A 26272-nucleotide genomic window follows, 5' to 3' on the forward strand; every position below is an offset into this window, starting at 1 on the left:
CTACTCCACCAGTCCCATCTGCCACAGCTTCAGCCGCGTCCAGTCGCGGATCGGGCGCGACCAGATCGCGATCACGCGGCGGTCGGTGTCGATCAGCAGACGGCCCGCCCCCTCCATCCCCGGACGCAGGGCGCTCAGATCGCCCGAGGGGGTCGCCTTGACCTCGAACACGGTCTGGCCGTCGCGGTAGCGGGCCACGGGAGTGATGGCCGTGATCTCGAACGGAAAGGTCGTCTCGGGCAGGGCGGTGACGCGCAACTCACCGGTCTGGCCGACCTCGACGTCGCGGATCTGGCGCTCGTCCACATCCAGAATGACGCGGTATTCGCCATCGGGCGCGATGGACAGCAACGGCTCCCCCCGATCCACGGCGGAGCCTATCGACTGGCTCAGATCGCCTGACACGATCAGACCGTCGAACGGGGCGCGCATCCGCGTTCGCTCGACCTGTTCGTCGATCAGCGCGATCTGCGCGTCCGCCTGTTCGATCTGACTGGCGCGGATCCGGGTTTCGGCGCGGTCGCGCGCGGCGACGGCGCTGTCGAACTCGATCTGTTGGCGCGCCCGCGCCGTGACCAGACGCAAGCGTTCCAGCGCCAGTTCCCGATCGTCGAGCCGGACCAGCAGGTCACCCTGCGCCACACGATCCCCCGGCCTGACGGGGGCCTCCGCCACGAAGCCGTCAAAGGCCGGCGCCACGATGCGCTGCACCGCCCCCTCCACCCGCGCATCCGCGCTGATGCGGTAATCGGCGCGCAACAGCCAGAAGGTCGCGACCAGCAGAACCAGTATCGCGAGCAGCGCCTTGCGCCCCAGATAGCCCGGCCCCACCAGCCGCGCGAACTGGGTGCGCACCACCTCGCCCGCCTTGGTGATGATCCAGCGATCGGCGCGGCGCTTTTCCTCCAGCACCGGCGCGATGACCGTGGCGACGGCCTCCAGCATGTCCAGTTCGTCCTGCGCGAAGGGATTGTCGACGGGCCGCTCGAACGTGATGGCCCCGACAAAGGCATCCCGCGCCCAGAGCGGCACAGTGAAGATATGGCCCGCCCCCTCCGCCTGCCCCAGCTGGGCATGGGCGCGGGTCGCCATCACGACCTCCGTCTCATCGGGCCACAGAACGGTGGCACGCTGGTCCACCGCCTCATCCATCGCTCCGGCGAGCTGCCGGATCAGGGCCATGCGGCGGGAAAACTGGGCGGAGTGGCTGACCGCCGCGACCCGCGTGCGCCCAAACCGCCGCAGCCCGAGCGAGACCCGATCGCACCCGAACCGCGTGGCAAGGTCGGTGACCGCCGCGCGGGCCGCGGTCGGAAAGGCCTCCCGCTCCGCCACCGTGACGACAGCGTTGAGCGCATGGACCGCCTGCTCATGCCGCTTCGCATCTGCGCGCGATTGCTCGGCCCGCATCGCGTCGCGCATCCAGGCGGCACCCCATTGCAGATTGCGCATCGTGTGGGACAGGATGCCCCTGTCCGCGGGTCGCATCTCCAGCCCGACCAGCCCCAGAACGGTTCCGTCAACCTCCAGCGGAACGGCGGCGGCAACGGCCCCGGCCTGTCCCTGCTCGGGCATCCTGCCCCGCACGACCGCCCTGCCCTGATCGTGGGCAGATCTGGCGGCGGAGATCATTTCGGAACCGGGGCTGCGAGCCTCGGGCGTGGTGCCGATCAATACGGGCGATCCGTCGCGCATCAGGAAAACGCTGCAGGCGACCGGGGCGGCACCGGGCATATCCTCGACCCGGGCCAGCATCAGAGCGGTCCACGCCGTGGCCGCATCGTGCAACCCCTCCGCCGTGACCAGCGCCCGCCAGGGGCTCTCGACCCCCTCCGCGATGCGGGTCTCGGCGGTCACGGTTCGTCGGCGCTCAGCGGACCGTGCCGCGTCTCGTATTCGCGCAGCACACCGGTCAGGATCGAATTGAGCCTTTTGGCCGCATGCGGTGTCAGGATCATACGGTTGGTCAGATCGACACGCACATTCGACCCATCCCCCAGATTCCAGGTCCGATTGGTGCCAAAGAACAGCTCGATCTGTTCGCGTGTGCCCTGAATGTTGACGACATTGGCGAAATTGGTCGCCATGTCGTCATCGTTCCAGTCAACCGTGCCGGCGGAAGTGCCTTCGTTCATCGCTTCGTTCGCTCCCTGCGTTGCGACGCCACCGTAACGCCCGCCGCGACAAGGGCAACACCCCCCATCGTATCCTCGATCAGCCAGTCCGCATCGTCGAGGTCCGGGGTCTCCTCCACCGGGGGGGCATCGGCGCGGGGCGCGTCCTCACCGCTGACGATCCACAAACCACCCATGTCATCGACATAGGCAAACAAGGTGCCGTCGCTGTCAAAGAATTCCAGCGCGATCTCCGCCCCACCATTGGTCGATTGAACCGGGATCTGCGTCGCCTCGAAGCGGCCAGTCTCCTCGTTGAAGACATAGGCGGGAACCGCCCCGTCCTCCCGCGTGTCGAGGGTGATATGCGCCAGTGGACCGCGCTCGATGACGGTTTCACCGGACAGCCCGCCGATAACCTCACCACCCTCTGCACCGCAGGTCGCCATCAGACCCGGATCCGCCGCGCAGATCGCATCGCTCAGCGCATCGAGGCGCGTGCCTTCGACCTCCGGTGTGGCGTGCAGCAGGTCACGGCTAAGGCCAAGGTCCAGCGCGCCGAAGCCTGAGAGCCGCTCCAGCCCGATCTCCGCGAAGGCGGTGGCCCCCATCGCAGGCTCGACCATCGGCATCAGATCGTCATAGCGGGCCTGAATTCTGGCCGCGACCGGTGCGACTGGTTGCGTGCTTGGGCCGTTGAACGACAAACGCACCATCCCCTCGGGCAGCGGATCGACATAGTCGGTCAGAGTGCTGGCCACGAACACGAAGTCTACATCGCGCCGGTCGGCCAAACGCTCCGTGCTGTCCGCCATGAAGATGCTGTCCGCCTCGACAGCCCCGCCGAGGATCGCGCGGCCCGCGCCCATGATCAGGCCCTGACCCGCGCGTGCCCCGGCATCTGCGTCGGCTATGAACTGTCCCTCATCGCCCAGAATGATGTCCGCGCCGGTTCCCGTGTCGATCAGATCGACGCCGGTGCCGCCGACGACCAGGTCGTCACCTGCCCCGACATAGATCAGGTCACCGCCGCCCAGCCCGTTCGCCGTCACACCGGCGAAGCGGACAGCCCAGCCACCAACGGTGTCGGTCGTGCGCAGCGAGACCGTTCCGGCATCACCGATCACCAGATCGCCCAGATCGGCGGCGCTGTTGCCATGCGCCTCGATATAGTCGTCGCCCATGCCGCCGATGATGATATCCGCACCCGATCCGGTGACGATCACGTCCTTCGTACCCAGCGTCTCATCTATGCTGGAGACGAGTTGCAAGGCGATGGGCACCGCATTCGCCGCGACGACACCGCTGCCGCCCCGTGCCCGGCCGTTGTCGCCCAGGATCACGTTGTCACCACCCCCGGCGGAGATATTGTCCTCACCCAGACCACCGATAATCAGGTCCGCGCCATCCCCGGTCAGCACCTGATCGTTTCCGGCGCCGGTCGTGCCGCGCGATTGTGCGTCGGTGACAATATAGCGGCCATCCACGCCCAGTGTCCGCAGGTGCAGAATGCCGGAATCCGCCAGAACCACGTTGGAGGCATCGCCCGCCGCCGTCGCATAGAGCTGCAAGACATCCGCCCCGGCCCCGCCGATCACGATATCCGCGCCATCGCCGGCGGTGACGTAATCCGCCCCGCCCAGCGAGACCTGATCGCTGATCGCCATGCTCAACCGGATCGGTGCGTTTCCGGCACCCGGTATTCCTGTCGCCTCACCCACCAGCGCGCCGGCATCGGCAAGCGCGATGTTGTCACCCGCGCCCAGGCTGATCTCATCCCCGCCAACGCCGCCGATCACCAGATCGGAGCCGCCCATGGTCATGATGACGTCACCGCCGCCCGTCTCCGGCGCGAGGGATTGCATCAGCGTCACGATGTAATCGCCGTCTGCCTCCAACGCGCGAACCTGGATACGGCCCTCATCGCCCAGAACGATATCGGCCATGTCGGCGGCGGAATAGCCGGTGATGATCCGGTCGCCATCCGCGCCCCCGATGACGATGTCACGCCCCTCACCGGTGATGATCTGGTCCGCACCACCGATCGTGAAGTCGGTGCTGCGCGCCTCGACCAGCGCGATGGAAGCACTTCCCGAATAGACCGTATCGGTCAGGCTACCGGTCAGGACGCCGCTGTCGCCGATGGCGATGTTGTCGCCCGCGCCCAGGTCCAGCTCATCCACATCGGCGCCGCCGATCACAATGTCCGATCCGGCCCCGGTCTGGATGATATCCGCCCCGCCGCGATCCGCATTCACCGTCGCGATCTCGCTCAGGATATAACGCCCGCTCCCGGTCAGGGCGCGGAAATCGAGCACGGCATTGTCACCCACGACGATGTTCGCGCCCCCGTCCGAGACCACTTCGTCCGAGTTTGAACCGCCCACCACGATATCCGAGCCAGAGCCGGTGGTGATTGTGTCCGATCCTGCATTCGCCACATCGCCGGTCACGATCCGCACCAGCGAGATCGGAGCCGCCCCCCCTCCGAGGGTCTGTGTCAGGCTGCCGGTCAAGGTGCCGGTATCGCCCAGCACGATGTTGTCGCCCTCACCCGCCGTCACGTCGTCGGAACCCGCGCCACCGATCACGATGTCCGCGCCGCCCTTCGTCACGATCACGTCGTTGCCGCCGACCGCATCTTCGAAACTGGCCGCAACGTTCAGAATATAAACCCCGCCGACCGAGGCTTCACGCAATGTCAGCACGGCATTGTCGCCCGCGACGATATCGCCCTTGTAGCTGCCGCCACCATCGGTCGAGATGAACGCATCGTCGCCCGATCCCATGATGACGATATCCGCCCCGGCACCCGCCGTGATGATATCGTTGCCCGCCAGCGAACTGCGACGGCTTTCCGCCCGCTCCAGCCGGATCGGGGCGGCACCGGACAGCGGATCCAGCGTGGTGGAGCCCGTCAGAACGCCCGCGTCACCGATGGCGATGTTGTCGCCATCACCCAGTTGGATCGTATCCTGACGCGCGCCGCCCAGAACGATATCGCCGCCTGCGCCGGTGGTGATCTCATCCACACCACCGACGGTTTCGTCCGTGGTTTCGGCAAAGGTCAGGATCGGGCGTGCGTCCGTTGCCATGTCCGTGCGGAACACCAGACGGGCATAGTCGCCCGCGACGATATCCCCCGCATCCGAGGTTGCGCCGTCGCCATCCGTCAGGATCCGGTCGGAACCCAGACCGCCCATCACGATGTCGTAGCCGCTGCCGCCTGTCAGAACGTCCGCGCCGCCGGCGGCCACATCCGTTCCCACGATGGAGGTCAGCGCCATCGGCAAACCTGCCGTCGGGGTCACGCCCGCGGTCCCCTCGATCCGGGCATAGTCGCCGATCACGATGTTGGTGCCGTTGCCCGCCGTCACACGGTCATCGCCCGCGCCGCCCATCAGAATGTCCGCCGCACTGCCGCCGAACAGGAAGTCCTCGCCGCCGATCGTGACCGCCAGGCCACCGATCGCCACCGCGTAGGCCCCGTCGAAATCGACATAGCCGTGATCGCCGAACGCGATGTTCGCATCCGCACCGACATCGATGCGGTCCGCGCCCTTGCCACCCATGACGATATCCGCACCCTCGTTGCCCGCGACGGTATCGTCACCGCCAAAGTCAAAGGTGCGGCTTTCCACACGGCTGACATTGCCGGTCGTGCTCAACCGCAGAGTTCCGGCCAGCTGATGGATGTAGCCATAGTCGGCCAGGATGATATCCGCGCCCGTGCCGCCGTCGATGCTGTCATCACCCGGCGCGCGGGTGTCGGCGCTGTCGAATTCCGGCGTCATGTTGACGGAATTATCCACGATCAATTCGCGGCTCAGAACTTCGACGCGGAAACCTGCATCGCCGTAGATGTGGTCGTTGCCGCCCTGCCCGTCGATCCGGTCATCGCCCGAACCGCCCGCGATATGGTCGCCCCCTTGCGAACCCGTAATGGTGTCGTCCCCGACCCCGCCATAGATCGTCAGGCCCGCGCTCTGCACGCCGCTCGCATCAATGATATCCGCGAAGTCGTTGGCATCGTAGCCCACCCCGCCATTGACCGCGTCGAAGCTGAGAGCATTGCCGTTCACGGCGCCGCCCTCCCAATTATAGCGCGCGCCGTCCGTGTCGGTGTCGCCATAGACCACGAACAGCGTATCGGCGGTAATGTCGTTGACGGTGATCCGGTCGGACCCACCACCGCCGTGCAGCAGTGTGATCGCCGGTGCCGTCACCCCGTCCGCCGTGGCGTTCGAGCCGTCGACGGTGAACTGATCGTTGCCCTGACCCAGCAGAACCTCGGTCACTTCGATCTGCTGGAAGCTGACGCCGCGATCATAGGTCTTGAAGATCGGCGCATCCGGCGTGCCCTCGTTGAAGGTCAGCGTCCCCGTGCCCATGCCCAGTCCGTTGACCAGCGTGCGCGAGATTCCGTTCGCATCGACGATATTGCGCATGAAGCCGGAATCCACCGCCACCGAGGTGTCGTTGTGGATGAAGACGCGGTCGGTCTGCTGCGTCTCGTCGATCACCACGTTGATGTCGAGAGGCCCGCTGTCACGCTCCGTCGGCAGCATCACGGCATGGCGGATCTCACGCCCCGTGGTCGGCCCGCCGTCGATGATCAGCGGTCCCGCGATCTTGGAGGTGGTGTGCGGCTCGGTCGCGAACACCTTGGTCACATAGCTCAGGCTGGCGGGCACGAAGTCCGGGTCCGCCTCCAGCGTGACCGTGACCTCCTGATCCCAGTTGTCCGTGGTGAACGTCACCTGCGCGACCGTGGTGTCGAGCGTGGCGGCCCCGGTTTCCGTGGCGACGGTCATGCCGCCGGCCAGTTCGATCCGGCTGCCGTCCTGCACAATCGCGCCGATCGCATAGGCGCCGTTATTATCCGCCGTGCCCGTCACGTCGAAGTTTTGACCGATGGCAAAACCGTCGGTGCGGAAATCCCCGCCATCCGTGCGCACGATATAATCCGGCCCGTCCGTCACGTGCACGAACTGCAACGCCCCGCTGAACAGCGCCAGCTGGTTCAGCACGACACGCCCGCCCGCGACGACCCGCGTCTGGCCGTCATCCGCGATGTTGATCACGACATCCTGCGTCGGCGCCTTGGTCAGACGCAGAGTGTAGGTATCGGTCTCTCCGGCTTGATCTATGATCAGGGTGTCACCGTTGCTTTCGCGCACGATGACGCCCGCGCTGTCCCCATCCGAAACCGTCACGTCCAGGAAGCTTTCGCTCGTGGTGTCATAGACCCCGCCCGAGGTGGTCACGGCGTGGGTGATCCGAATGCCCTCGCTGTTCTCGACGATGCCGTCCGCCTTGGCCGTTACGGTGACGGTCTGTGCCTGATCCCAGTTCGACGCGTCGAAGCTGAGCACCCGCTTGGAATAGGTCAGATCGCCGGAATTGCTGTCATCGGTCAACGTGACCGTCACCACCTCACCCGGATTGGGTTGGCGTGTCAGGCGAATGTCGTAGGTGTCCGTGATTTCGGAGCCTGAGACGCCCTCGTGCAGATAGGTATCGGTGCCGGTCTGCGTGATCAGCAGTTCCGGCTTGTCATCGTCCAGCACGGTGACTTCCGCATTCTCGACCTGCGCCTGATCGAAGTTCGCGTCCTCGGACTGCACGCCATGGCTGATCTGGACCAGCTTCTGACCCTCCTGCGCCGCGTCCTGCGCCGCCTCGACCGTGACGGTCTGCGCGACGTTCCAGTTGCTGACGTCGAAGGTCAGGACGATGGCATCGGCGTAATCGCTGCCGTTCGAGGATACGCGCACGCTGTCCGCGATGCCGCCAGTGGCGGTGACATCCGCCGCCAGAACCTCATCCCCTCCGCCGAACACACCTTCGACCGTGATGGTCGTCGCCGTGATGGAGGTGATGCGATATGTGCCGTCATTGTCCAGGTCCGTGGTGCCGCCCAGCGTGATCGAGTGATGATCCGCGAAGCCGTCCGCGATCCAGCTGCCCGAGGTCCGCGTGATCGTCTGCCCGCTGATCGACAGCCCCGGTGTGCCGGTGATGGAGGGCACCGCCAGATCGCGATCCTGCAGTGAGGCGCGACCGGCCGAAACCGTCACGTAGACGGCGGCGGTCGGCGCGGCGGCCAGAACCACGGTATAAACGTCGCTCCCCCCGGCCTCATCCACGGTCAGCTCACCCGGTGTCGTGCCGGTATCGTTGGAAATCACCACCTGACCCTTGTTCGGATCCGCGATGGTCGTTCCCAGCCCGGCGATGAAGACACCGTCATAGCTATCGTCGGCCGACACGCCCTGATGGTTGATCAGTCCCGACCGCCCGTCGATGTCGGAGGAGATGATCCGCTCCGTCACGTCACCCGCGACGGTGAACGTATCCGACCCCAGACCGCCGATCACGCTGGTGACAGCAAAGGCGCTGGTGGACAGGATGAAGAAGTTGTCGTCCCCCTCCAACCCGTCGATCTCGATCGATTCCTCCGCACCCGAGACGGAGATGTTCAGCCCCGCGCCGAACACGCCCTCGGATGTGATCACGAAGTTGTCAGCTTCCTCGGTGCCCAGAACGATCACCCGGTCGAAGCCCGCGCCGCCGTCGATATCGACAGGCGCGTTGACGTTGTACTGGATGTTGTCGTCGCCGACTCCGCCGCGCACCTCGACCAGATTGTCGGCGGTACCCGACCCGTCACCCTGCAGGACGAAGGCCCGCACGATGAAGATGTCGTTGCCGTCCTCGCCCTCCAGCTTCAGCTTCGCCTTGTTGGAATAGACGGTGAACGTGTCCGCGCCCTCCCCCCCCTTGGCGTTGGTGGCGAAGCGGATGCCCTTGGACAGCCAGCCGCGTGTGGTCAGCAGCGCGTCGATATCGTCGCCCGCCGCGATGCCGTTGTCGGCAAAGAACTCATGGCTGGGCTTGTTGCCGAAGATCTGGCCGAACTGGAACTGATCATCGCCCTTGCCGCCATCCATCGTCATCATCGTGGCATTGTCGTCAGAGATGAACGTATCGTCGCCATCATGCCCGAACAACGTCAGACGCCCGTTCAGCGAGGTGTCGTAGTTGATCCGCTCCACCGTTTGCGGGCGGTCGCTGGCATTGTTGCGGATCTGATCCTCGGTCCCGTGCATCAGCGCGGCGAAGTTGCCACGGCTAAGGAAGATATCCGCCTCCGCCGTGCCGTCGATCTGCATGGTGTCGGCGCCATCGTTCGCGGCCCCGCTGTCATGCACGTCGATGATATAATCCTTCGCACCCGCCGCCCCGGTGATCGAGCCCCAGGTTTGCAGGAAGATATCGTCGGAGCCGACACCGCCGTCGATCAGCAGGCTGTCGCCATCCGCTTGCGCATCCAGACGCACGATCTCGATCCGGTCGTCGCCGGTCTCGCCCTCGATGCTGGCTATCCCGTCAAAGGCTGCGGGGTCGAGCAGCCACAGCATGTCGTCGTCTTCGCCCAGATCAATGTCGATGCGCGTGGCATCCCAGCTCGCGCTTTCAATCCGCAGCTGATCGCGGTCGTCGGTGCCTGTGACGCCCCGCTCGCCCGTGTCGATGGTCACGGCGTCCACCGCCGTCACGCTGCCCCGCAGGAAGGTCACGAAATCGCGGCCTGATGCGGTCAGCAGGACGATATCGTCACCCGCGTCCAGCGTGGCATCGGTAAAGGTGATCCGCCCCTCACCGTCCGAGGTGCGGATATCCAGATCACGCCCGGCCAGAATCCGACCGTTGCCGGTGACGTTCAGAACCGTCTTGCCCGCGCCCTGATCGTTGATCCGCACATCACGCACCGCACTGAACAGGCCATCATTGTTGACGGTATCCGTCGCGCCGTCGCCCTCACCCATGGTGATGTTCACATCACCGCTGACAGTGGTGGAGACGACGGAGTCCAGATCGAAGGTATAGGTGTCATCGCCAGCACGCCCGTCGATTTCGACATAATTGCCGCCGGTAATCGTGGCGTTCACCAGATCCAGCGTTCCAACCCCGTCGGACAGTTCCAGATTGACCCGGTCGCCCGCGCTGATCGTGCTGTTGCGCATATCTATATCTGTGGTGCCCGCATCGCGATCCCAGATCACGACCTGCGTGCCCGCACTGATCAGCGTGTGGGTCAACGCGACCGTCTCGGCCGCCCCGTCATTCACACCCAGATCGACGCGAACCTCATCCGTCACACTGCGCAGCACCGCATCGGCCTCCGCCCTGCCCGTCACCGTCAGGCTGTCGTCGCTCGCATCCAGATACATCCGCAGCGATGTCTGGGCGCTGATCGTACCGGTGTTCACCACGCTATCCGTGCCCTTGGCACCCTCGTAGAGCACGAAGCCCTCCGTCGATTGGATCGTGCCGGAATTGTCGAAGTCGGTGGTGCCGCTGCCGGTGTTCGCAATGTTCACCGAGGTCTTGCCGGTAATCACGCCCATGACGGTCAGGCTTTCGTCACCCGCATCATCCGCGCCAAAGTCGATATCGACCACCGCGTCCACGCTGCCACTATTGGTCGCGATCAGCGCGCCCGTTTGCGCAACCGTCACCGCGTCAGAGCCTTCGCCCGCGTCCAGTTCGAACCGCTCGCTGGCTGTCATCGCTCCGTCCAGCAGCACCGTATCGTCGCCATCGCCCAGGATGAACTCGATCAGGCTGCCCGAGGAGATTCCGCCGGTAATCGTATAGGTCGAGGTATCGCCCGCCCCATCATCATTGATGCTGACGGTGGTCGCGGCGCTGATCTGACCCAGAACGGTCAGGCTTTCCGCCTCACTGTCGCCCTGCCCCAGATCAATCGTGACAGAGGCCGCGACCGAGGTCACCGTTCCACTGACGGAGGTCACGTCATCCGCGCCCGCCGCACTGTGCAATGTCACCTCGTCCTGCGCCTGCAACGAGCCCTCGAACCGGATCAGATCCGCCCCGTCCGAGGTGTCGATATCCAGCACGGTGCCCGCGATCAGCGCGCCCTGCGCCGTCAGCGTGGTCCGGCCCGCGCCGGTATCGCTGATGGTCAGGCTGGTCGCTGCCTGAACGGTTCCGCCCAGCGTCACCGTTTCCGCGCCGCTGTCCGCCGCGCCCAGATCGATCAGGACCTGCGCCCCGGTGCTGGTCACGGTCGCACCCGTCACCGTCGTGACCTGATCGCCGCCGCGCGCGGTGTTGATCGTCAGAGCCGCCGCCGATTGCAGCGCCCCCTCGAACCGCAGCATGTCCGCCCCGTCCGAGGTCAGAACGCTCAACGTTCCGCCCGAGATCATGGACCCGCCGACCGTCAGGCTGCTCGAACCGGCGCCCGTATCGGTCACGGTCAGATCCGTGGCGGCGTTGATCGCACCGCCCAGCGAAACGACCTCCGCACCGCTGTCATCCGCGCCCAGATCGATCAGGACATTCGCCGTCGTGCTGGTGATTGTCGCGCCGTCGATGGAATCCACCGCGTCCGAGCCTGCATTCGTGTCGAGCGTCAGCGTGCCCGCCGCGCTCAGCGATCCGGCGAAGTCGATATCATCCGCCCCGTCCGAGGTCACAATCGTCAGGCTCGTGCCCGCGCTGACCGATCCGCCCGCGTTCAGCGTGGTCTGGCCCGCGCCGGTATCGCTGATGGTGATCGCGGTGCTCGCGGTCGTGGTGCCGCCCAGGATCAGGCTTTCCGTGCCGCTGTCCGCCGCGCCCAGATCAATGGTGATCGAACTGCCGGTGGAGGTCATGGCCCCCCCGGTCGAGACGGAATCCGAGCCTGCATTCGTGTCGATCAGGATCGCCCCGCTCGCCGTGATGCTGCCGCCCATCGTGACGGTATCGTCCCCGTCCGAAGTGGTAAGCGTGATGGTCGCCGCGCTCATGTCGCCCGTCACGCCGAAGGCCGTGCGCCCCGCGCCGGTATCGGTGACGTGCAACGCATTGCCAGCCTCCAGCGTGCCACCGAAGGTCGCGGCATCGGTCGCCGCGTCCCCGACGCCCAGATCAATGATCAGGTCGTTCTCCGCCCGCACGCGCCCGGCAATGTCGATGCTGTCCGCGCCGGTGGCCGACAGGATAGTGATATCCGTCTTGGCCCACAGCGAATAGAGCTGCGAGGTGTCCGCCACCGCGCCCGCCGTGGTCGTCGTCGCCGTGCCGCCCGCGACGGTCACGACCGCCTCACCCGCGTCCAGCGCACCGATTGCCGCCATGGTGATGGCATCATCCGCCGCGTTCGAGGTGATCTGGATCCCGCCGGTTTCCGCAATGACCTGACCGGCCATCGTGATGTCGCCGCCAAAGGCATCGGCATCGTCGTAATCCGCCTCGATCGTGATGGACGCGCCGGTGATCAGCGATCCCGCCTCCGTCACCACATCGTCGCCCGCACGGATCAGAACCGTGCCCGTGACGTCGATATGAACCCCCGACTTCAACGTGAAGGTATCGTTGCCGTCCGACGCGGTTTCCGTGGCGAGGAATTGCGCGTTTCCGGCGACGGATACGTCCGCGCTGATCGTTACCGGGCTTTCGGTGGTGATCACCGCATCGCCCGCCGTCTGCAACGCAAAGCCGGAGTTGATGACGTCAACCGACAGCGCGCCGTCATTGGTCAGCCAGACGCCGCCATTGACCGACAGGCCCTGCAAGGTGCCGACCTTGGTATACAGCGCCTTGGACGCCGATCCGATATGCCCGGTGGCCGAAAGGTAAGCCCGCCCGCCCTTGACGTTGGACACGCCGACCCCGGCCGCGTTCAGGATCGCACCGGAGGTCGCAACGATGAAGGCGGTCTTGCCCAGATCGGTTTCCAGGGTGGCCACGTTGATGTCGCCCACCGTCTCCCGGATGTACTGGTTCTGGCCGGATTTGGTCGTCACGGTCCCGGTTCCCGCCGCATTGCCGCGGTTGGAGTCGATCTCGATATCGTTGCCCGCCAGACCGATGAAGCCCAGCGTCGATTCCAGCAGGATCGAGCCGCCCGCGCTGACATCGACCGCCGCCAGACCGCCCGCATCCGCGCTGTCCGGATCGGACACATCCACCAGATCGACCGCATCCGCAATCGAGCCTGCGGCCCTGATCTCGATATTGCCGGTCGCGTAGGCATTGCGCAGGTTCAGCGTGCTCTCCGTCTCCAACACCACGATGTCGCCGCCGCCCGCGTGCAACGTCACGAGGCCGTCACTCGTCGCGTAGAATTCCAGCGCATTGGCGACCGAGCCGATGGCCCCGCCAGCCTCGATGCTGATGTTTCCGGCCTGGATGTTCGCGAACTCCGTCCCGACGCCGTCAATGACGGATCCATCCACCACCAGATCGAAATCGCCGGAGCGTGAATAGATCGTGCCGAGGCTCAGATCGCCGTCCACTTCCGTGATCGCGATATCATTCGCCGCGCGCGCCGTCAGGCTGCCGATGGTGGAGGTATTGATATAGATGCGGCCCGTATCGGTGTTCGCACCGATGGCCCCGCCGCCCGATTCCAGAACGATATCATCGCCCGAAACATTGGTCGCCCCGGCCACACCCAGCGCGTTCACGATATTGCCCGCCGTCTTGACCCGCAGATCGCCGTCCACGGTGATGACGTTCAGCTTCACGTCCTTTTCCGAGCCGAGGAAAGTCTCCCCCCCCGCTGTCACCTTCAGTATGCCGCCCGCGTTGAGGTCGAAATCCTCACGCTCCTGCACCTGAACTGCGAACAGATCGACCCATTGGCCCACCACAACATCGGCGCCGCTGGCGGCCTCGTCATGCAACGGGCGGGTCGCGATATCCATCAGCGTCGTGCCGTCCACCTGCACCTGACCGAAGGTCATGGTGGAACCATCGGCGGAAATTCCACTGACGATCAGCAGGTTGTCCTTGTCCCCCACATTGGCGGAGCCGACGAAGGTCTGCTCCTCCAGCGCGGTCATGGCGACCTGATCCTGAATCAGGATCTTGTCCCCGATCTCGAAGTCGCTGAACGTGCCCGCCGCCGATTGGATCGCGGTGCCGGAATTCACCACACTGATATTCGTCTCCGCGCTGATGCCGCGCGGGTCCAGGCTGACGCCCGAGACATGTACCGACTGGGCGGATTCCGCCTGTGCGAAGGTTTCGGTGAAGGTGATCGTCTGACGATCGTCCGACACGCTGGCAATGGTGTAGAGCTTGCCATCCTCGGTCGCGTTGGCGGTCGTCCCCTCGATCTGGATACGCTGCCCGACGCGGAATGCGGCATCCCATGTGCCGCCGCTGCGGGTCATGTCAGCGCCCGCGAAATCGACCGTGGCGGCGACCCGCTCGGTCGTCAGGAAATACATGTCGTCCCGCTCCGCCGCGGCCAGCGTCAAACGGTCGTCCTCGCTCAACGCGCCCGAGGTCAGGGTGATCAGAACCTGTCCCCCGGTCCGCCCGATGGTGCCGTTCGCCACATCCAGCGTAACGGCGGCGCCGACAATGTTGTCCGCCTCAATGGTGCTCTGCGTGTCGGTGACAGGTTTCAGCAACCCGGCACCCACCGCGTTGACCAGTTCATCCTCGGTCCAGACCTTGATGGAGGCGTCGATCCGGTCGGATTCAGCCTGTGTCAGCGCGACACGGTAGGTCGTTTCATATGCCGTCGTCAGTCCACCGTAAGTGGCGTGCAGATCGCGGAACTGTTCGGTGCGGCTGGCGCGCAGGGCCGCGACACCGTCGGCGACCTTCGCCGCGACCTCCACATCCGTCAGATCGGGTTCCGCCGCGCGGATCTCATCCTCGAACTGCTGTTCCAGATAGGCTTGCTCGGACACGTTGAGCGTGATGAGCGCCGCCGCGTCGTAATTCGCCTCCCCCGGGATCAGAACGGTGTAATCGTCCTGCACCGAACGCCAGGCCCAATAGGTGGCATATTGATCCGTCTTGCTCTGGATCAGTTCATCCTTGGCGGCCTGAACCTTCTCCGCCGCGGCGGTGCCGGTCAGTGAGGCCGCGCCCCATGCGCCGCGCAGTTCCTCCATGGCACGTTCGTCACGGGTTTCCGTGCGGTTGCCGTCCAGCAGATCGCCATTGTTGACCGCAACGTAGACGTCGCCGCCCGCGCTGATCGCGTTCACACGCATGTCGCCCGCGACCTCCGTCACGTAGACGCCGTCATTCGCGGTGACGTTCAGCAGGCTGGTGACCAGATCGCCGGTATCCACATTGATCCGCGTGGCCGAGGATCCGACCGCTCCGGAGGTGGAGATCATCGTGACCGATCCGCCCGTCACCCGGTTGTTGCCGTCAAAGCCGAGGATCGAGCCTGTCGCCCGCAGCGTCACCAGACCACCGCCGGTGATCGTGCCGACTGTCATGTCGCCGGTCGCTTCCAGAACCGAGATGTCGCCCGAGGAGGTCACGTCCAGACGCGATCCCGCCACACCATCGGCGAGGCTGGTCAGAAACGCCCCGGTGGCGGACCCCACGCCCGCCGTTCCGGTCAGCGAGATCACCTTGCCATTGACCGTCGGACCGCTGCCCCCCGCCGAACCCAGCGTCGTCAGCGTTCCCGTGGTGCGCAGCGTCGTGGTGCCGGTGTCGTTGCGGATCAGGCCGCCGACGATCAGGTCGGAATTGCCCGCGTCGATGGTGATGTTCGCGGCATCGTTGTGAATGAACTCGATGGCAATGTCGCGCGAGGCGTTCACATCGTGGTTGTGCAACGTGAACTTGCCGAACAGCTCGGTCCATTCCTGATAATAGGTCTTCTTGCCGTACCAGGTGGAGGTGGTCCATTTCTTGGTCAGCTTCGCGGGAACATCCAGATCGGGATCGTCCTGAACAATGGCGGAATAAGCGTAATCCGACGCATCGCCCGCCCGCTTGAAGAAGTAGTTCGAGTTCGGCAGCAGTTCCGAGCTGAGCGTTGTCGGCCCCTCGACGATGTTGCTGGGGCTGGGATCCTGCGCCAGAAAGTCGATGCCCAGCCACCCCGATTTGCCGAAGCGATAGATGACCTTGGTCTGCTCGCTCTGCCCGATGGTGAAGCCATAGCGGTAATCCGCCGACGTGTCGAAGGTCGTGCTGTTGCCGTTGCCCAGATCGTGCACACTGGTGGCATTCGTCACCGTGTCGGTGGTGGTGTATTCCAGCGTGCCGTCGGCCAGCTTCTTGTAGATGTAGGCGTTGCGGATGATATCGCCGTCGCCCGACTGGTTGCGGGTCTTGTCCTTGATGACGATCTCACCCTGACCACGGGTCGCACCGTCGATGCCCTTGACCACGATGTCGATGGCATCGCCCAGGTTCATGTTGTTGATGACCTCGACCTGCGGATACCCCGAATAGGCGCGCAATACGCCCGATCCGGTGCTGACCACGTTGCCGCTCATCTCGATCCGGCCCCCGGCCGGTTCCAGCGCCTCGATGGACAGAACACCCGTCACGCGGTTGTACAGCAGCAGGAAGTCGGAATTGCTGCTGCGGATTTCGGTCACCACGGCCGTGGCGTTCAGGATCTGCTGGCGCTCGCTGGCCCCCAGCGTCACCTTGAAGTCCGCCTTGCCCGCCTGCACCAGACCGGCGACGTTGATGTATTCACCCGAAACGTTGATCCGCTCCGCCTGGATCGAGCCGCGGCTGCCATCGGTCAGCGTGTTGCCGATGGAGGATGCGTTGCCCGCACTCTCCCCCGTGCCGTCAGGTGTCAGGCCCACGATCTCCCCATAGGGATCGCCGCCCAGATAGGCCGCGTATTTCGCGTTGATGCTGATGGTGCCGGTCGCGACAATATCCGCGAATTGCGACAGAATATCGCCCGTCTGGCTGATCGAGGCCCCCGGCGAGCGGTCGTTGAAGATGCCGACGATGCCACGCCGGTTGACGATATCGCCCTGGATCAGAACGTCCTGCGGCGGCAGCGCATCGTCGCCGTAGAATCCGGGATAGGCTGCCTCCCGCGTCGCCTTGATCGCCCGCACGTCATTGGTGACGGAGATATAGACCCGCGGCCCCTTGTTCTCATCTATCGCGGCGTCAAAGCTGGCCCGCGTCGCCGCCGACACGTTGTCCGGCAAATCGGGCACGTCATTCGACAGGTTCAGCGTTTCCAGCGAATAGCTGAACGAAATCGCATCACCGTCCATCGTCACGTCCGAGACGTGGCGCGTCGCGGCGGTGATCTTGGCATTGATCTGCGTGGTCAGCGTGCCTTGCGTCGTGCCGGCATTGTTGGCGGTCATGTCCACACCGTTGAACAGCAGACCGCCATTGGTTTCGGGAATCTCGATCCCCTCTATGACCATGCTGGCCTCGGTGTTGTTGGTGATCAGGATCGACGCATCCTTGGGCGTGTCGAACAGACCGCTGCCCGACAACTGGTTGCCAAAGACACGGACCTGCCCGGCCTCGGCCTTCAGCGGGGCGATTGTGATCAACTGGATTTCGGGCTGCAACGGCACGATGGTATCGACCCCGTTCGCCGTCTGGATCTCGGCAAAGCCGAGCGCCAGCATCCGCTGCTCCAACGCGGTGATCGCGGCCCTGTAGCTGGCGCTCAACGCGGGGTTGTCGCCGTACTGGGCCAAGCCGGCCTGAAGCTGCTCGATCTCCAACTGCGCGCTGCTCTTGACGCTGGAGGTTCCGGCAGTGAAGGCAATGTCGCCTACATCGCTGGCCACGCGGGTGCCATAGGCCGCCATCGCACGATCCGCGATGGTATCCTTGCGCCCGTCGCCGTTCAGATCGCCCAGCACCAGGCTGGAGCCGGAGGAGTAGTATTCCAGCCGCGTATCCGCACCCGTGCCCACGATCCGGTTGTCGATGATCAACGTCTTGTGGCGGAACGCACCGGTGCGCACGATCCCGTCATTCACCACCTTGCCATAGGCCCGGACCAGCAATTCGCCGTCGTCCTGATCGGCCATCGACCCGCCGAGCAATCCGTCCACGGCATCCGTTGCCGCCGAAATCCAGCTTGTCGCCTTGGCGAAGGAATCCGTGTCGAACACCGCGTTCTGATCGGCGTTCAGCAACATGGAGCCATAGCTCTCCATCACCGCGCCCGATTTCACGTTGATCGTGTTATAGGCCACATAGGTCGCGCGCGCCGCGATATCGTCCAGCGGCACCAGCGAGCCTGCGAATGTCTCCATCGACACGGCCAGATTGTGCTGCGTCGTCACGAAATCAGCGCCCACGCCCGTGGTCAGCGTCAGATCGCCCACCGCCAGCATCGTCGATCCGCTTTCCATCGTGATCAGGTTGGACGGTGTCAGCGTGATGATCGCCGATCCCGCCGCTGCGGTCGCCAGACCCCACGTCTCCGCGCTGGTCTTGATCGAGATATCGTAGAGGCCATCGACCTCCATCGTGATCTGACCACCGGCCCGCAGGTTCGCGCCGCTGTCCAGACGGACCTCCCCTGTCACATTGCTGGCGTCGATGGTGTTGTTGCCCGCCGCGCCCGAAACCGCACCGGCGGTGAAGAAGTTCAGAATTTCCTTGTAGGTGATCAGGTTCGCGACATTCGCATCCACATCGCCCGTCGTCTCCACGTCGGAACTGGTGCCGAACACCACCCGCGTGTCGAGGTTCAGCACGCCGCGCGACAGCGCGCCCGCCGCGCTGGCCAGACCGCCGGTTTTCGCCGTCATGTTGTTGCCGCTGACCGCATTCTTGGTCACCTGGCTGGAGGCGCCGAAGCTGGCCGTCCCGGAATCCACGTCCGCATAGCTGCCGACACGCGCCAGAACGGTGGAGTCTATATCGATATTGCTGATCGCCCCCGTGATCCCGATGGCACCGCCCGCGATGGTGTCGATCTCACTGTCGGGGCGGGCATCGTGCGATGCGCTCAGGTTGAACGCCCCGCTCAGATCGATATCGGCCTGCGTGGCGAAACCGCTCGCATCCGCGACCGAGGCTGTCACATCCGCGTCGATGTCCACGTCCACGATGTTGACCGCCGCCGCGATACCGCCCGCCGCACCCACCGCAACCGCGCCCCGCGCCGCGTTCGTCCCATCGGCGGAGATCGTCAGATTGCGCCCGGACAGGGCCACGCCCGCGCCGATGGTCGCATCTATGATTGCGGTCGTATCGGCATAGCTGCCCGCGCCGCCCAGACCCACGAAACCGACGGTCGCGGCATAGCCCCGCGCGAATATATCGGAATCGCCATCCGCAATGACGGAAACGTCCCGCGCGGAAATGTCCGCATCGCTCAGGATCTCCGCCTTCACGTCGTTGGTCACGGTGATCCGCGCATCCGCGCCCTGCGCGCTCAGCAACAGCGCGCCACCGCCCGCGATGGACGTCAGGTCCGCCGTGCGGCCCCCGTCGGTGATCCCGTCAGTCCGCGCCGACACGCTGAGGTCGCGGACATCCAGCACGCCGCCCGCCTGCGCCAGAACATTCGCATCCAGCACCATGATGCCCGACGCGCCGCCCAATGCGGCGGTGCTGCCCACTGTCACCGAGGCGATCCGCGCCGTCGTGCTCATGCGGGAAATCGCATCGACCGCCACATCCAGCGTCGCGGTCCCACTCTCCCGATCCTGAACGCGCACGCCGCTCAATGTCGCGCGAACGTCGGGCCGTGCGATCAAAGTCGCGTTCACGCCCGATGCCGCCACACCGTAAAACCCAGCCGCAGCCGAGGCCCCCAGCGTTTCGGACAGCATGCTGGAGCGCGAGGTCGCCCCGACATTCAGCGCGCTCGACAAGCTCAACACGTCGCCCGTATCGCCCGTGATCTGCGCCGTGACATCCGTGGTATAGGTCAACGTCGCCTGCGCACCGCCGCCCGCCACCGCAGCCCCGATCCCCGCCGCCACCGCAGCGGAGGATGCAGCCGAGATCACCCGGTTGTTCATGTCGTCCGCCGCCGTCACGCTCAGGTTGCTGGCGGTGACGTCCGTGCCGGAAACCTCGGCGGTGACACGGTTGTCGATCACCCCCGAAGCCACGCTGACCGCGACCGACACCGCGACCGCGACAACACCGACCGCCGCCGCGACGGAGGTCGCGCCGACAATGCTGAGCATCGTGCCGCTATCCTCGGCGTTCACACTGACCGTACCGCCCGCAGTGATGGTGGACTCACTGACAGATGCGTCTACCGCATAGGCCAGCGTCGCGTTCGACAGCGTCACCGCGCCAGAGACTCCGACCCCGACGCCGCCGCCCGCGAAGGCCGCCGACACCGCCTGAACGATGGTGTTGATCGTTGTCGTTTGCAAAGCCTCGACCGTGACGTCGCCGCCAGCGGTCATCGTGGCCCCGGTCACCTCCGCGAAGGAGCCGTCCGTGCTATTGTTCACCCCGATGATGTTGACCGCCACCGATCCACCGACCGCGACGCCCACACCGACTTTCCCCCCTGCGAGAGAGGCCGCCGCCGTCAGAACCGCTGCATTGATCTGCGCATTGCCCTGCGCCCGCACGATGATATTGCCCGCCGCATTCAGCGTCGCGCCATCGACCCGTGCGGCGACCGTGCTTCCGATCCGGTTCGTTGCACCCGCCCCGGCCCCAGCGACCGCCACACCGACAACGCCCGCCGCCAGCGCGATTGCCGCGGCCCCCGTGGCGGAGTTGATCTGCCCGCTGTCCTGCGCCGTGACCGAAATGTCACCGACCGTGGACGTGACCGAGGCACTGCCGGCCACTTCGTCGATCTGCGCCGTGATCGTGTTATCGATATCGTTGATCGCCACCGCACCCGCAATCGACACGCCGACACCAACGCCGCCCGCCGCGATCGTCAGCGCCACCGCCGCGACCGCCGCGTCAATCCGGCTGGCATCCTGCGCCGCGACACTGACCGTCGCACCCGAAACGGCGGTGGTGGTGTTGCTGACGATCTGTGCCGTCTCCGTCATGCGAATGACGTTCTGCGCCGCCGCGCCGCCGACCGCGACACCCACGCCGACACTGCCACCCGCAGCCGCTGCGGTCCCGGCAAACACCACGGTCGAAATCCGCTGGTTGCCGCTGGCCGAAACGATGACATCGCCCGAGGCTACGATACCGGAATCGACGATCTGCGCCACGACGGACCCGTCGGTCGGATTGTCCGAGAACAGGCTGGTCGCCCCGATGAAGTTACGGGCGAAGGACGCCCCCACCGAAACCCCGACGCCAACACCGCCAACCGCCACGGACAGAGCCGCCGACATCACCGCCGCATTGATCCGAGAGGCATTCTGCGCCTCGACAATCACATCGCCCGCATTCGTCGTGGCGATATCGCTGAGGGTAATCTCCGCCTTGGTGGAACTCAGAACCGTGTTCACCGCCAGTGAGCCTGCGCCCGCCACCGACACCGCGACACCGCCGGCGGCGGTGATCGCGACAGCCGCCGCAACGGCTGCGGAATTGATCGTGGTGCGCAGCGCGCTCAACGAACCGCCCGAGGTCATGGTCAGCGACCAGGCGTTGCCCTCGGCATCCTGCAACTGCCAGACCGTCGATCCATCGTCTGAGGTGGCAATCAGATTGCCGTCGGAATCGCGCTGATCCGCATCCGCAGGCTGCTTGACCAGACCCAGACGCAGTTCGCCCATGGCATATTCGCCCACGGCGGCCAGCTTGGCCCGCAGGCTTTCCAGAATGGCCGCATCGCCGGTGACATCTGCCGCGACCGGGCGATCGCGCCCCTCGCTGTCCTCATATTGATCGTAGGAGACCGCATCGTTCAACTGCGCGGCACTCAACCCCGTCAAGGCGGAGGCCGGCTGCGTATCGCCGGTGATCGCCCGCACGGCCACATCGCCGCCCGCATTGATCTGGTCGATGGCGGTAATGCCCGCATAAACGTCATTCTCGACCTGATTGATCGAGGCCGCCAGCGCCACGGACACACCGACCCCGACGCCCCCGAACGCGGCGGAGATCGCAGCCGCACCCGTGAACACGTTCATCAGGCTTTGATCTGCGGCCTTCACGTTCAGGCTGCCGACATTCATCGTCTCGGCCCCGGTGCCGGTGATGCGCGCGTTCACATCCGTCTCGACCCGGTTTTCCGTCGCGACACCTGCACCGGCGACGCTGACGCCAACCGACCCGGCGGAGGCCGCGGCCGATGCCGCCAGCGAGACCGCATCGACCTTCTGCTTCGACGTGGCCAGAACCTCCACCGCGCCGCCGGTGGTGACGTCGGAATTGACGATCTCCGCCGTGACGACGACAGGGGTGCCGCTGACATTGTGCAGCAGCCAGTTTTCAGCATCCGCGAAATCGACGGTATCCAGCGCCAGCGCCTGCTCCGGGGTGATGGTCTCACCGATATATTCGTAGACGTCGCCCTCACGCACGCCGCCCAGAACCTCGACCCGGGTGCCCTTGGTCAGGGTGGTGACGGTATCCGCCGTGGTCTTGTCGCCCGCGCCTGCGGTGAACGGAACCAGCCCCGTTCCGATCAGGTTACGCGCCAGCGCCACACCGATCGACACGCCCACACCCGTGGCCCCTGCCGCCACCGCCAGCGAGGCCGCCGCGTTGAGCGATCGGATCGTGCCGGCGCTGTCTGCCTGCACCGTCAACTTGCCCGTCGTGACGGTCGTGTCGGAATTGAGAATCCGGGCGGTTGCCCCGCTGGTGATGCGGTTCGTAATCAGCGCCCCGGCACCCGAAACCGCCACCCCGACGGAACCGAAGCCCGCCGCCAGTGCCGCCGCCGCGCCCACCGCGTTGATCGTCGCCGTATCCGATGCCGCGACGATCATGTCGCCGGTGGAGCGCACGCCCTGATCCGCGTCGGTGATGTGGGCGGAGGTATCGCCCGTGATCTCATTATGAACCGCTGTGATCCCGATGGAAACGGCAACCCCGGTCGCCCCCGCAGCGAAGGCCACGGACACCGCCGCCGCCGCCGCGTTGATCTCACCGCTGCCATCCGCCTCAACCGTGACGGTCGCGCCGGAAATGCCGGGCAACGAACCGCTCGCCGCGCCGTCGCCCTGGATATGGGCGGCCGTGTCGATATCGACCCAGTTCTGCACCACCACGCCCGAGCCGGAGACAGCAACCCCGGTGGACCCCGCCGCAATCGCCACCGCCCCCGCGAAGGCCAGCGCGTTGATCTGCGCCTCATTCGTGGCGGTGATGACCAGCGCATCGCCCGCCTGCAAGCGGCTATCTTGCGCATATGCCGCGACCGCGCCGCCATCGCTCAACCCGGCGAAACCCTTGCCGACATAGTTGAACGCCAGCGCCGCGCCCACGGACACGCCCACACCCGTGGACCCGAACCCGGCGGAGATCGCAGCCGCCAGAACCGCCGAGTTGATGCCAGACTTCATGCTGGCGTCGATGCCGATATCGCCAGCGGACACGACGATGGAATCCACCACCCGCGCCCGCACATTCGTGGTGACGAAGTTCAGCGACAACGCCCCTGCCCCGGCGACCGCGATGCCCGTCGATCCGCCCGCAATGGCCAGCGATGCCGCAGCCGAGATCGCGTTGATCGTCATGACCTCGAATTGCAACTCACCGCCCGATCCCAGCTTGATCGAGAACGCCTTGCCCGCCTCGTCCACCAGCGTCCAGCCACCGGCCTGGTTGTTCTTGGTCAGACGCACGGTGCCGTCGGTATAGCTGCCCTGAACCGCATCGACCGCGGCCATCTGGTCGTTCATCAACTCGGTGATCTTGTCGATGGTGGCCTTGTCCGCTGCCGCATCGGTCGGATCGACCGCGTCGCCGTCGTCATTCGTCGCGACCTCGGTTGCGTCGTTCAGACGATCCACCGTGATCAGCGGATCTGCCGCCGCGGTGAAGCTGGGCGGCGGGGCGCTGCCCGCGGTGACGAAGACACCGTCATCGTCCGCCGTGCCGCTGCCGGTGACGTTCGCGCCGACAATCTCCGCGACGGTGTCGCCCGAAACCTCGTTATACGCGACCGACAACCCGATGGAGATCGCAACCCCAGTGGAGCCGAATCCCGCGCTGACCGCCGCCGCCGCCGTGGCCGCATTGATGATGCTGGTATCCGTGGCATCGACCGTGATGGTCGATCCGCTGATCCCCGAATCCATGTCGCCCGAAATCGCCGCATAGGCCCCGCCGCGAATGTTGTTCACCGCGACCGACCCCGCGATTCCCACCGCGACCCCCGTCTTGCCAGCCGACAGCGCGACCGCCGCCGCCACGACAGTGGAGCTGATGCTCTGCGCCGCATCGGCCACGATCTTTACGTCGCCGGTGCCCGCCAGATCGGAGCCGCGCACCTGCGCGACCGCCCCGACATCGGTGCCCGCCGCCATATCCTTGCGCAACCACAGATCGCGGTTGGTGAAATCGGCCAGGCTCAGATCGATCAGCGTCGTCACGCCGTCCACGACCTGACCCACCTGGGATTCCGAGCCGACATATTCAAAGACCGCGCCCGACAGCTGATCGCCATCCGCGACCCGCACGATGTCGCCCGCGTCGATGCGCGCGACACCCCCATCGGACAGGCGGAATTCCTCACGCCACAATGCCGTGTTCGTGTAATCCGTCGTGCCCAGATCCACCGTGCCGGGCGTACCGACAAAGCTGTATCCGGTCGAGGCGAGCCTGCCGCCCGCCGCCGTGCCGCCCTGTGCGACGACCAGGGCATTGTCGCGCAGCGTCACCTCACCATCGGCGCTGGTCGCGGTGATCTGATCCTGGAATCGCTGCGCCACCTTGCCATAGCCGATCCAGTTGACCGCCAGCGAGGATCCGACCGCCACCGCAGGCGTCGTCGCGCCGGAGATCGAGACCGACGCCGCCACCGACGCCATCGTCGCGTTGATCGCGGAACCGGACGTGCCGCTGACCGTCGTATCGCCGCCGACCGTGATGTTCGACGTGTCGATCAGCGCATCCGCCGTGCCGCCGATCACGTTCGCGGCCAGCGCGCCGGCACCCGATACCGCGACCGAGTTGCTGGACCCCGCCGAGATCGACACCGCGACCGAGGCCGCAAGCCCCGTCGCATTGATCTGCGCCGCGCGCTTCGCCGTCACGTTCAGATCATTCGTGACCGCCGCCGCCGTGGCGGAGGTGCCAATGCGAACCGCGCGTGCCTGCGCCTCGCTGTCGATGTCGTTGCGGGTGAAGCTGGCACCCACCGCCACGGATTTCGATCCGCTGGTGCTGGCCGAAATCGCCGCCGTGGCCGAGAGGACGACCGCGTTGATGACGGATGTATCCAGTGCCGTGACATTGACGTTGCCGCCGATCGTCAGCGTTGAGATATCCTCCAGCACCGCGACCGCCTGACCGGCCACGCGGTTCATCGACAGGATCGGCGCGACCGAAACGGAGGTCGTGGCCTCCTTCGAGATCGCCACCGATAGCGCGGAGGAACTGATCGTCGCGTCCAGCGTCAGCGCGTTGTCCGCCGACACGTCCAGATCCCCGCCCGAGGTGATGGTCGCATCCGACAGGGTCGCCGTCGCCTGCGCCCGGTCCAGACCCAGCAGAGAGGTGCCCGCGAACATGTCCACGATGTTGGTAAAGATCAGGCTGCTGGCATAGCCGATCTGGTTGAACGCCACCGTCACGCCAACCGCGATTGCCTGCGATCCGCCGGTGGCGGCCGTGCTCATGTCAACCGTGGCGTTCATCGTGGCGGCGTTCTGCGCCGTGACGCTGACCTTGCCGCCCGCATCCAGCGTGACGTGCCGCGCCAGCGTCTCCGCCTCCGCGTTCTGGGCATTGGTCGCGATGATCGCATTGACGGCGGAGGTCTTGCCCCCCTTGAAGACGGACCCGCCATCCGCCGACACCGTGCCGGTGTTGAGCACGGTAAAGCTCGACGTCTCATCCGCCGCGATGGTGATCGCGCCACCCGCGTTGATGTCCGCGCCCTGCACAGTGGTCAGCGCATGGCTGCGCAGGTCGTTGAACGCAATCGCCGCCCCCACCGCCTTCGCGTCGGAGGTGGAAACATTGCCCAGCCCGGCCACGCCCGTGACCGCCTGAATGAACCCTGCGATCTGCTCCGGCGAGACCGGGATCTTCAGCCACAGATCCGTGTCGGAGAAGTCGGTCGTCGCCAGGTCGATCGGGTTCAGATAATCCGGCCCGATGATCGGGTTGCCATTCGCGTCAACCTGCTGCACGGCGGCATACATGTCGCCCGCACTCAGCCCGCCCACGCCGTCGCGGTTCGAGCCGATGCGCACCATGTCGCCGCTGCTCAACGCGCGGGTGCCCGACAGGGTGGTATAGCCGTAATCGTCCGACAGATTGGTCGCGATGTTCAGAACGATGCTCAACCCGCCATC

At 65.6% G+C, this 26272-nt stretch carries 3 protein-coding genes (1 of these 3 cut by a window edge); all 3 read right to left on the reverse strand.

Features of this window, described 5'->3' with window-relative positions; translation table 11 throughout:
• Tightly spaced (each overlapping or abutting the next), the 3 genes in view from H1S03_RS11240 to H1S03_RS11250 form a layout consistent with a single transcriptional unit that may run on beyond the window.
• Complete coding sequence (locus H1S03_RS11240) at positions 1-1857, reverse strand: GAF domain-containing protein (protein WP_185804529.1); 1857 nt, start codon at positions 1855-1857, stop codon at positions 1-3.
• A complete protein-coding gene (locus H1S03_RS11245) occupies positions 1854-2135 on the reverse strand; it encodes a DUF3467 domain-containing protein (protein ID WP_185804530.1) in 282 nt (93 codons plus the stop codon). Before H1S03_RS11245 ends, H1S03_RS11240 begins: the two co-directional genes overlap by 4 nt.
• Positions 2132-26272, reverse strand: the 3' portion of a protein-coding gene (locus H1S03_RS11250; protein ID WP_185804531.1) for an LEPR-XLL domain-containing protein. Its footprint extends 7674 nt past the window's final position; only the last 24141 of its 31815 coding nucleotides appear in the window; its start codon lies beyond the right edge, outside the window — the gene reads right to left on this strand; the stop codon is at positions 2132-2134. The genes H1S03_RS11245 and H1S03_RS11250 overlap by 4 nt, the downstream gene beginning before the upstream one ends.

The organism is Pontivivens nitratireducens, assembly GCF_014235845.1.
Lineage (GTDB): Bacteria > Pseudomonadota > Alphaproteobacteria > Rhodobacterales > Rhodobacteraceae > Pontivivens > Pontivivens nitratireducens.

What these genes read in the sequence shown, in the direction of transcription:
- H1S03_RS11245 (WP_185804530.1), bottom strand. Translation starts at nt 2,135, where the DNA reads ATGAACGAAGGCACTTCCGCCGGCACGGTTGACTGGAACGATGACGAC.